11 protein-coding genes are annotated in these 12443 nt (G+C 47.7%); 5 read left to right on the forward strand and 6 right to left on the reverse strand.

The window, feature by feature from the left end; translation table 11 throughout:
• Positions 1-72 precede the first annotated feature (72 nt).
• From B8987_RS09490 to B8987_RS09505, 4 genes are all read right to left on the reverse strand, one after another.
• Entirely contained in the window at positions 73-1062 is a 990-nt protein-coding gene (locus tag B8987_RS09490; protein ID WP_139793515.1) for an IS1634 family transposase, read from the reverse strand.
• A 99-nt stretch (positions 1063-1161) separates the two neighbouring features.
• A complete protein-coding gene (locus B8987_RS09495; RefSeq protein ID WP_020375887.1) occupies positions 1162-2229 on the reverse strand; it encodes a GerAB/ArcD/ProY family transporter in 1068 nt (355 codons plus the stop codon).
• 50 nt (positions 2230-2279) lie between these two features.
• Positions 2280-3371 (reverse strand): Ger(x)C family spore germination protein, encoded by a 1092-nt coding sequence (locus tag B8987_RS09500; protein WP_084661344.1) that lies wholly within the window; start codon positions 3369-3371, stop codon positions 2280-2282.
• Positions 3364-4977: a spore germination protein gene (locus tag B8987_RS09505; RefSeq protein WP_020375889.1), complete on the reverse strand. Its 1614-nt coding sequence runs from the start codon at positions 4975-4977 to the stop codon at positions 3364-3366. The genes B8987_RS09500 and B8987_RS09505 overlap by 8 nt, the downstream gene beginning before the upstream one ends.
• A gap of 169 nt (positions 4978-5146) precedes the next feature.
• Here B8987_RS09505 and B8987_RS09510 point away from each other — a divergent pair, with 169 nt between their 5' ends.
• Positions 5147-6295, forward strand: a complete 1149-nt coding sequence (locus B8987_RS09510; RefSeq protein WP_084661345.1) for an anhydro-N-acetylmuramic acid kinase — start codon at positions 5147-5149, stop codon at positions 6293-6295.
• A 24-nt stretch (positions 6296-6319) separates the two neighbouring features.
• On the opposite strand, the gene B8987_RS09515 is transcribed toward B8987_RS09510, so the two are convergent.
• Together B8987_RS09515 and B8987_RS09520 are read right to left on the reverse strand one after the other, a co-directional pair.
• On the reverse strand, positions 6320-7777 hold the full coding sequence (locus B8987_RS09515; protein ID WP_176213211.1) for a DUF2079 domain-containing protein: 1458 nt from the start codon (positions 7775-7777) through the stop codon (positions 6320-6322).
• 351 nt (positions 7778-8128) lie between these two features.
• Positions 8129-8359: a hypothetical protein gene (locus B8987_RS09520; protein WP_084661347.1), complete on the reverse strand. Its 231-nt coding sequence runs from the start codon at positions 8357-8359 to the stop codon at positions 8129-8131.
• A 368-nt stretch (positions 8360-8727) separates the two neighbouring features.
• On the opposite strand from B8987_RS09520, the gene B8987_RS09525 reads away from it, so the two are divergent.
• From B8987_RS09525 to B8987_RS09540, 4 genes are all read left to right on the forward strand, one after another.
• The gene (locus B8987_RS09525; protein WP_084661348.1) at positions 8728-10131 is read left to right on the forward strand and encodes a cytochrome ubiquinol oxidase subunit I; all 1404 of its coding nucleotides are present in this window, start codon (positions 8728-8730) and stop codon (positions 10129-10131) included.
• A 21-nt stretch (positions 10132-10152) separates the two neighbouring features.
• Entirely contained in the window at positions 10153-11154 is a 1002-nt protein-coding gene (gene cydB, locus B8987_RS09530; protein WP_084661349.1) for a cytochrome d ubiquinol oxidase subunit II, read from the forward strand.
• A gap of 125 nt (positions 11155-11279) precedes the next feature.
• A complete protein-coding gene (locus B8987_RS09535; RefSeq protein WP_084661350.1) occupies positions 11280-11621 on the forward strand; it encodes a DUF6582 domain-containing protein in 342 nt (113 codons plus the stop codon).
• Positions 11622-11854: 233 nt separating this feature from the next.
• Positions 11855-12346, forward strand: coding sequence for an IS607 family transposase (locus B8987_RS09540; protein ID WP_242940704.1), 492 nt, complete (start codon positions 11855-11857; stop codon positions 12344-12346).
• Positions 12347-12443: the final 97 nt, after the last annotated feature.

Genomic DNA, 12443 nt, shown 5'->3' on the forward strand with positions numbered 1-12443 from the left:
GCACACTCTCTCCTCTGAACTGATAATTATCCTACCAGGAGAGATCGCGATTGTCTCGTCTTCTTAAGGGGCTTAAAAGGCGGATTGCTCCAATGCCGTCCGTGATCGCTGGATCTCGCGATCCAAGGTCTTCGCACGGCGCGGATCTAAGACGGATGAGCGATACACGACACAGCGGTAATGCCGCCCGTCAATCTCGCCCACCTGCTCTGACGCGCCATAGTGGGCGGCCTGACGCCGTTGGCCAATCGGGCCGATGGCGATCCATTGATCGGTGGCCCAAGCCGCCTGCTTCAGGGTCGACACGATCCCGAAGGTGTCGGGGCACCGGGACACAAAGGCGACCCCTTGATGATCCAGCCGGGCTAAGTTGGGCCCGGTCACTAAGGCGGAATCGGCGACATAAATGAGTTGCGCCAATTGCTCGGGCTCCATGGCCGCTACTACGCGGTCGACCATCTCCGCATTGAGTGTTTTGTCGGAGCGATTCCCGGACTCGACGGTTCCCGCGAGGGGGACCCCCTCGCGATTGACGAATAGCGTGAGGACAATTTGCTTAAGGTCCGGGCGCGCATCCTTGGAATGCCCGAAGGCGGGCTGGACGGGCGCCGATCCCCCATGATCGAAGGTCCCTGTCAAGGACCGGGAGGTGGTGTCAAAATGTCCACTGTGCAACGTCACCCCTTCGCGCATATACGCTTGGGCGGCGACGGCACTAAAAATGCGGGCGGGTTGCGCGCGGGCCAATTTATCCAAGGCCCGCCCCAAGCTGTCATCCGACAGGTCGGCCGCCAAGCGATCGGCTCCGATCAGGACCGCCACATCCGTGGTGGTCCAGCGTTCGGCCATCCGATACAGAGGGGATTTGCCGAGCAGCAGATCCAGGACCATCACCAACAGCCGCTCCCCGGGCGACACGTGGCATTGGCGGGCATCCCACCGCACGGAACGATTGACCATATCGACGAGGCCGATGTCATCGGCCACCTGGCGAAACAGCGGGGCCGCACCGACGACCCGACTGTTGGGAATGAGAAAGTTCATACAGACTCTATTCGCCATCCGCTGCCAAAATCCTTTGCGAGAATATTCTGTGTATTTAATGGATATTTACCAGTTTTTAGGTGCGGAAAACGAGCTATAATGTCTTTGGCGAGCCATTTAGGCTGGATGCTGTTTGGCGTGTAGAGCGTTAGCAATTAACCGAATGAGAATCGAAGTGACCAGGACAATTACACTAACGCTTAAGTCGACGGGATTGAAAAAATCTAATAGTAAGTGGGTGGCCGTGGTCGGAGTGGGAATAAAAAAGGTAATTACGATTTCCAAAATGGTAAAAACCCATACCGCTATCGGAGTAAGATTATAGGATTTTGTAAATAGTTTTGACAAATTAACGCCCATACAAAATAAATGGGCTGCCAAATAAAAGACGATGGCCCCAGTCCATATCAATAAAATGATTAATCCCGGCCGGCTTAAATAAAATGTGTGACTCGATTGATTGCTTAGAACATAGACCAGTGGCCAGCGTAAACGGAGCACGGCATAAGGGCCTATCGATCCTACAGTAATCACATAAATCAAAGAAATAACAATCCCTTGAAAGAGAATCGCCCCTAAGGTGAGTTTGCGAATGAGCATTTGGGTGGGAGAGCGAACGAAGTGAGCAACGGTCACGGAGACTTCATTTTGTTTCCATAAAAACCAGGTGCTTAAAATCGCTTGCAGCAGAGGATGTACGACAATATGGGTCGAAGGTCTAAGGGCCCACCAGCAGTGGACATTTGTCCATTCAATCGTAATTAGTAGAAAAAGGAGAAGCATGAGTATGGGAAACCAAAACTGGATATTACGGGCGAGGACATGAAAAGAGCGACTCGCAAACCATGCGGATTCGGCCGCAATCATTAATTTCATGGCCCATAGGGGCGTGAGCGGATAAAAGACTGCCGATAACATTTGAGCAAATAATGCCAGCATGGTGGCATCAAGAATCAAACATAAGGTGATATGAATGAACAAAATAGGCCAGGCAAAGCCATGCCAGGTATGTCGCATGCGGTCCGCCAGAATTCCAGAGGGCGTGATGTTCATCCAGATAAGAGCCAAGGAGCTCATCACGACAGCCATGGCGATGCTGGCTAATATAGCCCAAGGGGTATCATCGCCTGCCAACAACAAAATGGCTTGCGGCCAAATGAAGATGGCGCCCGTGACAATGGACATGGCAATGTACAGAACATATTCTGCCGCGCCAATTGGCTCAATCGATATTCTTACCGTAAGATCCCTTCTCCTTTGACAGAAATCGTCACTGTAATTTGTGCATGAATCGGCATAAAGGCTGAAGAATGTGTGCCAAACCAGAAAATCTGCTCGGCATAGCCAAATGGGTCGACCTTAGTAGCATTGGCCCGGTGAATAGCATCGAGACAGGCCTGAAGGATCTCATGCTCTGCTTGAGTAATCACCGCCTGTTGACTAGACAACTGCATAATTTGATGACCTGCCACTTCGTCGATATACCCAGATAAGCGAATATTTTCTTTGACGTCCAAAGTATGTCCAATTTGGTGAATACTTAATGCGCGGTGCTCATGCATGGTGGTGACATTGACTAGATCCTGATTCCACGCAAAGGATAATGACGTTTTTTGCACGCGCCCGGTTAAATACCCAAATCCTTCCGTCTCTTGGTGGCTGAAGATAACTGGATGGCCACCCGATGGATACGCAACGATATGGCGAATCCGAAAATCTTTTCCAGTGAGGGAAACCAATGGTGTAAAGGGACTGATGCCAGCACTTACGCCATGAGACCAAAATTGCCAGCCGCTTTGGCGAAGGCGAATTGGTTGACAATTTTTGCATTCGAAATAGGCCGATAAAAAAGTGCGCGGAGGCACCACCTGGGGAGAAACGTATTCCACAATGGGCTCGAGAGGCGCTTCAGCAGCCATCGTCCAATAGGTTTTAGGAACGGTGCCCTCCGCATTGATGGCATTGATTACCGGCCACAGTTGTTGCCAGGAAAGATGGCAGGACCAGACCAGAGTCTGTAACTGTCCTAAATATAACGCGCGACTGGATTTTTCTTGGGCTCGCATCAATGCTTGGGGGAAGGTGGTGGCATGCACACTGACAGCATAATACTCCTGATTGGGTTTGATGTTGCTCAGTGAGCTTGGGGATAGGGTGACGTTAGGAAAAACGAAGATCCATTTGTACTCCCCCGGGCTTTTGGTCTTATCGACTCCAACAGCTAAGACAATACCCCGATGTTCGAGGGCTTTGGAATCCCAGCAACCAGTCAACGAAAGAGCTAACAAGCCCACAACCAGGACTTTGCTAACAATACGCTTATTCACCCGCGTTAGCTCGCCCCCGCTTCAAATGTACCGGTTCAGGAACTTTTTCATGTTGACTGGTCACAATGGCAAGCGGACGAGCTGCTGACAGGCGAGTTCGCAGTACAGTCCATGGAAGTCGGATAAGGTAGTCTTTCCAATCTGTACGCCGAAAGGGCGTAGCCGGTTCAAAATAGGGGGTACCAAAGGAAGTCATTGCGCTTAACGTGCCAATTAAGAGTAAGGTGACCAAGAGAATTCCCAAAATGCCCATGACAGCAGATACTAAGAGCATAACCACGTTGACAAGTCGCCATGTTCCCGTTAATTCATAAACCGGCACCGAGTAAAAACTTAATGCGGTTAAGGTGATGACCACAATGATTTGGGGACTGACGAACCCGGCTTTCACCACGGCGGTTCCGACGACAATAGCTCCCACTGTGCCAATCGTGGTGCTCATGGGTTTAGGAAGACGTAGTGCGGCTTCACGTAAGACCTCGACAATCACAACCATTAAGATGGCTTCGACAAATGGCGAGAAAGGCAAGGCGGCATGATCCCCCAAGGTAATGACAAGTAAGGTAGAAGGAATTAAATTGGGATTGACTTCGGTGAGCGCAATATATAAAGCCGGAAAATAAATACCTAAAATCCATCCTAATAACCGGATCATCCGCACAAACGAGGTGTCATACCATGCTCCTGAATAGTCCATAGCTGTGCGGTAGAAATCGCCTAAAGGCGCTGGGGCAATGAGGACAAAGGGATCGCCATCAACCAAAATTACGACTTTACCCTCAAGGAGCCTCCAACAGGCAATATCGACCCGTTCTGTGGCACGAATGGTGGGAAAAATAGAACGTGGGTGATCCCGAATAAGGCCCGCAATTAACGTGGAATTGGCATGTCCACTAATTTTGACATGTTCCAAACGGTTCAGGCAGGTTTGGATAAGAGACGGATTGGCCAAGCCTTCTATATAAGCCAACACGACGGTCGTATGTTGGCGAGTTCCAACCGTCAGCTTGTGAAAGCGTAATTGGGGATCTAAGATGCGCTGCCGTAATTGGTTCATCTGAGTTAAAATGACTTCGTTAAAGGCTTCTTCCGGCCCTCGTACGCTAAGTTCAGTCTGGGGTCGGCTGATACTGCGTTGGCGATATTTCACGGTATCCACGACCCAGACCTTATCAAAGCCTGGCGCAAAAATGAGGGTATTGCCAGCAGCTAAGGCTTCGATAATCTTATCCCACTGGCTTTCAGAATGAATATGGCCCGGTGTAATGGTGTTTTCGCCCCACGAAGCCGGGGACGTTGTTGTCTTTAACAAGGGAGCAATAATATCTTGATCGACCATTTGCGTATCCGATAGGCCGTCAATGCTGGCTACTAGCACTTTGTGGGGAGCACAAGATGGGACAATGATCCAGCGTAATAACACATCCGGACTAGAACCGAATCCCGATTTGAGACGATCATAGACGGCAGACAAATCGGGCGAATATTGGAGCAGCGAATAAGGTGGCTCGGATAATAACTTGATCCAGCCCTCCAGTTCTTGTAGAAGCGGCTTTGCCAATTTGATGACGTCTTTCAGGGCTTCGGCATTAAACAATTCATCCACCGACTTATTTTCACCTCCTTGTGTTAGTGTGAGCTTTAGGGAATTTTTCCATGCAATGGCCAAAATCGAAATTTCTGTGGCATTTTGCTAGCATGAATCAAGAGAACGGATTTAAAGGTGGCGGACGAAGTCAAATTCATGACGGTGTATCAAATGGGGGGGAATATATGTGGCAACAAGTTGGGCTATTGGACTCATGACTGGAACTTCAGCAGATGGAATTGATGCAGCTCTTGTGAGCATTGAAGAAAATGGTACCCTTTGGCCCACATGTCAACTCGTGGGCTTTGATTATCATCCCTTTACTGAGGTGCAACGCCAAGACATCTTTTCGCTGTTTCAATCTACTGTGTCCCTCAAGCAGTTGGGACAAGTGCATACCTGGTTAGCACGGGAATGTGCCCAGAGTGTTCAGAGGCTTCTTGAGGCTTATGGGCTTGAGGCACAGGATATTCGCGCTGTGGGATTTCATGGGCAGACCATTGCGCATTATCCTGAAATGGGGTTTACGCTTCAAATCGGCGACCCTGCCCTTTTAGCGGCGTTAACTGATATCCCCGTGATTTCGAATTTCCGCTCTTCCGATGTAGCGGCAGGCGGTCAGGGAGCACCTTTGGTTCCTTACTTTGATTATGCCATGTTTCGCTCCCCGGCACGCTCCCGCGTCCTTCTGAATATTGGCGGAATCGCCAATATCACCGTCATTCCCCCAAATGCCGAGATACAAGATGTCATGGGGTTTGATACGGGTCCGGGTAACATGCTACTCGATGGCATCATGGTATTGGTTTCTCAGGGAACATATCAATTTGATGACAAGGGACATTATGCGGCCTTAGGTCAGGCAGATCTCACGTTAGTCAAGCAGTGGATGAACCACCCCTATCTAAAACAAAAAGCTCCCAAAAGTGCGGGAAGAGAACAATTTGGACGGGATTATTGTTCACAACTCATGGGGGATATGAAGGCACATGATTTAAGTCAGGAAGATAGTCTACGAACTGTGTGTGCATTTATCGCAGAAAGCATTGCTCAAGCTATTAAGGAACAGGTCTCTTGGCCTTATGACCTCATCGTTTCGGGCGGTGGGGTCCATAACGAGACATTAATGGCCGAATTATCTAAGAGACTAGGTGGGGTAAAGTGGCAGCATACAGATGCCTTTAAGATTCCAGGGGATGCTACAGAAGCCATGGCTTTTGCGTACTTCGCGTGGCAATTTCTTGAAGGAAGACCGACAAATATACCACAAGTCACAGGAGCTAAGATGCCCGCATTATTAGGAAGTTTAACACCTCGCCCAGGGCACTTCGTCTAAATCCGGAATATGGTTTTTCTCGCATTATGCTTTAAATTGGAAGACCCATATGGGGCCATGATGAGCGATCAATCTCCAGTACTTAGGATGTGTAGTGAGACGTTTCAAAGTTGTGGAAACTAGCGATCGCGGCGTCAAACGATTCAGGGGATTAACTTGTTGATTTAAGATAACAACCGTATCAGGAACAATCCGAGAATGGCGCGGCAAAGGTAAAAAGCGGACAATAGGTCGCGCTGAAACCCTTGTTAATGTACTGTTTTGCCCATAGACGGGTACATGGGGAGGAATTTTCTTTAAACACAATGTGAGAGATTTCGTAGGGTTTTGTGCATACCACACGAGTGGTTCTTCCGCCTGAATCCAAAAGACGAAACTGAGCACGACCAATCCCCATGGAAGGAGTCGCGTCATGGGGCGAGCAGGTAGATGTGCCCAAAAAAGTATCAGGCTGATAAACCAAAATGGCGCAATGGGTAAAGAATATTGATTAAATGGGTTAATTTGACCTCGAAATGCAGATAGACTATTAAAAAGAAAAATGATCCATGCAGGCCAGGCCCATCCGCCTTCGACTAAGCCCCAAAGTGTGGGAATAAACGCTAAAGGAGCAGCCAATAGGACAAAATAGATGGCACGGCTGTTACCGAGGGCTTTCATAATAATCCATGGTTTGCTGAGGATATTTTCTAGACCGGATAACGGTGTAGGACCCAACCATCCATAATATTGTGTCCATTGGGCCATTTGATGCCCTGCCACCGCGGGGAACAGAATGTTGACTTCAAAATAGGCCAAAATCACGCCTATTGCAAAAGTGCTGATAGCCATGGTCCATTGTCGCCGTAATAGCCACGGAACTGCTAGTCCTATCACAACCAGTGTCGCGGTGACTTTGGTCAAGATCATCAAGGAACAGGCGAGCCAAAATTGGCGAGTATGATGGGTTTCGATAGCCCAAGCCGCATAGAAAAAGGCAGGAATAGCTAACGTATCAGGATGCCAATCAAATAATGCGGGACCTAAAATGGCGGGATATACCGCATAAAGAAACAAAATACCCCAAAATATCATGGGAGATAGGGAATATTTTCTCATCCACCATGCCAGAAAAGGAATACCTGACGCCAATGAGGCTGCTTGAATCAATAATATGCCTGAAGAACCAAGCCCAGAATAGGCCCAGCCCAATGGATATAAGATCCAAGACCCGGCATCTGTTAGAGCAGGATGTCCATTAAGGGTCGATTTTGCTATCCAATGTCCATGATTAATTAACCATAATATTTGTGCGTAATAACCAAAATCCCATGTCGTGGCGCGTTGAGTAAAAAGACGAATGAGTGCTAATATCCAATAGACTATCAAAACAATGAGGGTGAATGCCCATATTTTCTTTGTGGTATTTGGATTAACAATGGGTGTCTGAGACGTTAATGAAACCTCCTCATCACGACAATAAATTGATCTATTAACAAACATACGACAAATGACTGCAAAATCCCTTTCGTGATGTAACAAAATGGAAAAATCTTTGACAGAATTCAAGTGAGAAGGCACTTTCTTAGATTTCAGTATTTCCATTTGAAAAATATCTGAAGGAAGGGAAGGGCAATGGCATTCGACGAAGATTATGCATAATCACTCAATCAATGCTTAAGAAAATCATTAGACATGCCATAACACTAGAACATGTTTGCCATAAAGAATAATATGGCACTAAACGCACGGATAATAAGCAATGCGGATACGCCGTATTGATCATAAATTAGAGAATTAATCAGGAGTTACAAAAGAGTTCACGGACTCTCCTTTTCGCGGCAGCTATCTATCCTAATCAATCTCATGAGAGTGATAATGTCTTTGAAAGGTGACTTGCCATCCAATGAGCCCTATTGTGCCAGCAATCCATAAACCTGTCATGAGGCCTTTCCAGAATAAGGGAATAGGACTGGTCAGTGTCACGGCTATCATAGTGGCTCCTAAGGCAGTAAGGCCATTTAACATGCCAGTTTTGCGCCGGAACATTGGGTCAGAAATAGTTTTACGAGTGTTGGAGTGCATATTTACCCCTCCATTCAAATGGCGAGCCCCCAGGAATTTTATGAAAATATTATAAAGGAATTGCAAGGTCCGTGGCAGCAACGGTTAACCCATATTTTTCTCGTTGAACGATTAATAGGGTCAGGTTACCAATTCCGGTAGCGGCTTCTGTGTTTCCATCTTTGTGGCAGGCTCATAATACCCTAAATTATTACATCACTGAAATGGTGTAAAACCAACCTATGCTAGTTCCTTTGGAGGAACGGCCTAGGACCAATCGGACACGCGAAGCCACCCCAGGTGCCCGTATTTCTTGCCCTCTCGAACTCTTACGCTAATAATATCTGGATTTGCCTATAAAGGCAGATCCCAATGTAAGGAGGGAGAACATGGATCAATTGGGTTTGGCTCGGCTACAATTTGGAGTCACCACAGTATATCACTTCTTATTTGTTCCTCTGACCATTGGATTGGCGTTTCTCATTGCGATAATGGAAACGATTTATGTCCGAACGGGCAAAGAAGAATATCGACCGCTCATACAATTTTGGGGTCGACTGTTTTTGATTAACTTCGCAGTAGGGGTGGTCACGGGTTTATTGCAGGAGTTTCAATTTGGCATGGACTGGGCCAATTATTCCCGATTTGTGGGGGATATTTTTGGCGCCCCCTTGGCTGTCGAAGCGTTGTTAGCCTTCTTTATGGAATCAACGTTTATCGGCGTTTGGAATTTTGGGTGGGATCGGCTATCTAAAAAAGTGCATCTGCTGGCTATTTGGTTGGTAGCGATAGGCACTATGACTTCAGGTTTTTGGATTTTGACGGCGAATTCGTTTATGCAAGAGCCCGTCGGTTACCAAATGGTGCACGGAACGGCGCAAATGGTGAGTTTTGGGGCGCTGTTGACCAATCCTCAGTTATGGGTAGAATTTCCGCATACCATTTTAGCTTCCTATTTAACCGCATCCTTTTTCGTGTTGGCGATTAGTTCCTATCAATTGTTACGGCATCACTATCCAGAGTTGTTCAAATTTTCATTTCGGTTAGCATCGATTGTTGGGTTAATTTCTGCCGTGTTGGTTATTGTTGTAGGCGATTTGCAAGCAACACACCTTGAAACGTCACAACCTATGAAATTGGCCGCGGCCGAAGCGCTCTGGAACACCACATCACAGCACGCGCCATGGAGTGTCTTTGCTATTGTGGATGGGAAAACGCAAAAGGATTATGCGCAGATTCAAATTCCCGACATGTTGTCGATTTTGGCTTATAAACGCTTAAGTGGCGCAGTTCAAGGTATTCACCAGGTTCAAGCAGAATATGTGAAAAAATACGGTCCTGGCAATTATGTGCCGCCCGTAGCCCCGGTGTATTATGCGTTTCGCCTCATGATTTTTGCCGGTACGGCGATGCTGGCTTTAGTTGCCTATGCGGTGTATTTGTTAAAGAAAGCTCGATTTGCTGAGAAACGGTGGTTTCTTCGACTATTGGAATGGAGCCTTATTTTACCTTATTTAGCCAATTCGGCAGGATGGATTATGACAGAAGTGGGCCGTCAGCCATGGGTCGTATACGGTTTACTCAGTACGGCGCACGGGGTGTCTTCACCGCAAAGTGTTTCGGCGGCAGATATTGCATTGTCTCTGAGTGCATTTGCTTTAGTCTATGGATCCATGGCTGTCGCAGCGATTTACCTATTTCGCAAGTACACATTCATGGGCTTAGACCCTACGACAAATCAGCCCGAATCACTCACGGATAAAGACATGTTACTGGCGGGATCAAAATCATAACGGGGCAAGGAGGCGATAAGGATGCTCAATGAGTTCTGGTTTATTTTAATCGCTGTGTTGTTTATCGGCTATTTTATTCTGGAGGGATTTGACTACGGGGTGGGCATGATATATCCCCTAGTCAGTCACAATGATCACGAACGACGCATGGCGATTAACACCATTGGACCTTTGTGGTCGGGAAATGAAGTGTGGTTGATTACGGCGGGTGGTGCACTATTTGCAGCGTTTCCGTTTTGGTATGCCACCCTCTTTAGTGGATTCTATCTGGCCCTTGTGTTGATGCTGGTGGGGCTGATTTTTCGCGGTGTTGCCATTGAATATCGTAGTAAAGTGGCCACAGAACGTTGGCATAGGACCTGGGATATCTTATTGAGGACAGGCAGCTTTTTGCCCGCGTTGCTCTGGGGAGTTGCATTTGCCAACTTACTTCAGGGAGTCCCCATCAACGCCCAAATGAACGATGTAGGTGGCTTTTGGAGTTTACTCACACCGTACACCATATTAGGAGGTGTGCTCAGTCTTCTTCTCTTCTTAGCCCAAGGCGCCTCTTTTTTAACCTTAAAGACCACGGGAACACTGCGTACCGCATCATTACGTCTAGCAAAAAGCTTGTTAACATCTGTGCTGATTGTTGCCTTGGCTTTTGGTATATGGACGGCAAATTTGGCGACCGTGGATCACCGCAGTATCTACCTGCTGTTAACAGGACTTGGCTGGATAAGCCTCTTTGCCGCCCGGTGGATCATTGCCAAACGGCAGCAATGGGGATTCTTGCTGCAATCTCTGATGATTGCGCTCAGTACAGCGGGATTTTTTGTCGGTCTATTTCCCCACGTAATGATTTCAAGCGTATCGCCCCGTGATGATTTGACGATTTATAATGCGGCCGCCAATCCTTATACATTGCATGTCATGACGATCGTGGCATTGACTATGGTTCCCATTGTCCTGGCTTATCAAGTGTGGACATATTGGGTCTTTCGCAAACGCATAACGCCGCAAGAACATTTAGAATATTAAAGGACAGGTCATCACGTCCCTGGGTGGTTTGTTGTAAGATGCTCAAGAGTTTTTAACCGGTCACCGTATAGGATTTAGCTGGTGACGAGGTTATGGATTACAAAACAAAGAAAGAGGTGGTCATAATGAACGAGGAACACAGGCACGCAAAAGGGAAATGGGAATCGTTCGATCCCGAAGAAATTCCGCCGATTGAGGATGATTTACCTCCGGGGGCACACCGGACTCCACCCAAAGGATATCCTTTCGATCGGAATCAATATGCTATCCCGGCATGGTATGCATTGCCGATTGATACGCCAAAACATGCAAGGAATGCGGCTAGTCGCTTTCCTCAAATGGATGTCTATGATCAACTAGGTCCTGCCGCTAAGGAGCGTATTTGGCGGCGTATTGTGGATGCCGAACGGGTGTTTGGAATTGAACCTAGCCGTGAAGTCTTAGAACGTGCCGGATATTCAGAATAAGTTAAGCCATCGCAGCGTCCGCCGAAGCTATGTCAGGGCTGGTCGGACGCTTTGGTTTTGCCAGAAAACCATTGTGATTAATTGTTACGGGTTATGGGTGTTTTAATGCGGCAAAACAACGGACATTTGCCACAATAATGTAGGGAAGATTTACCAAAGGCATTGTGACATCTAAGGGGATGTCATGCTGCGAAGAGGATTTCAGGTAATCACCAGCAATCATCGTTTTGGGAGTGCGCACACAAGAACACGTGGTGATTTACGCCCGAGTGTCTTCTGCCAAGCAAAAGGTAGAGGGCAACTTAGAACGGCAAGTCCAACGTTTGAAACAATATGCACAAGCGCACGGGTACGAAGGGTCACGGATGTTTCAAGAGCAAGCGTCTGGTTTCAATGAGAACCGTCAGCCACTGCACCACCTGTTACGACTCGCGGAACAGCACACCATTCAACGCGTATTGATTGAATTTCCTGACCGGTTGGCACGGTTTGGCTATCGGTATTTGGAGCGATTTTTAAGGAGTCACGGTGTGACCGTCGAAGTCACGCATAAACAATGGGTGCGTGACTTGGCGTTTCGCGAAGGAATCTTAACCGTCGAACGCAATCCCGCCTACACATCGCAAAAGTGCTCGCATTGTCATAGACAAGGTGAACGAACCGGTCATCATTTTATCTGCCAAAATCCAAGCAGGTCTATCATGCAGCCAATGACTGTCGGGTAGTGCACGGGTGGTACGAGTGGAGTCTGAACCCTTCTCTTGGGATGACGGTTTACCGAAGTGGGAGACGTGGACACGCCGATAAGGGAGCCCGTTCTCA

It is taken from the genome of Sulfobacillus thermosulfidooxidans DSM 9293, from assembly GCF_900176145.1.
In the GTDB taxonomy this organism is placed as follows: domain Bacteria; phylum Bacillota; class Sulfobacillia; order Sulfobacillales; family Sulfobacillaceae; genus Sulfobacillus; species Sulfobacillus thermosulfidooxidans.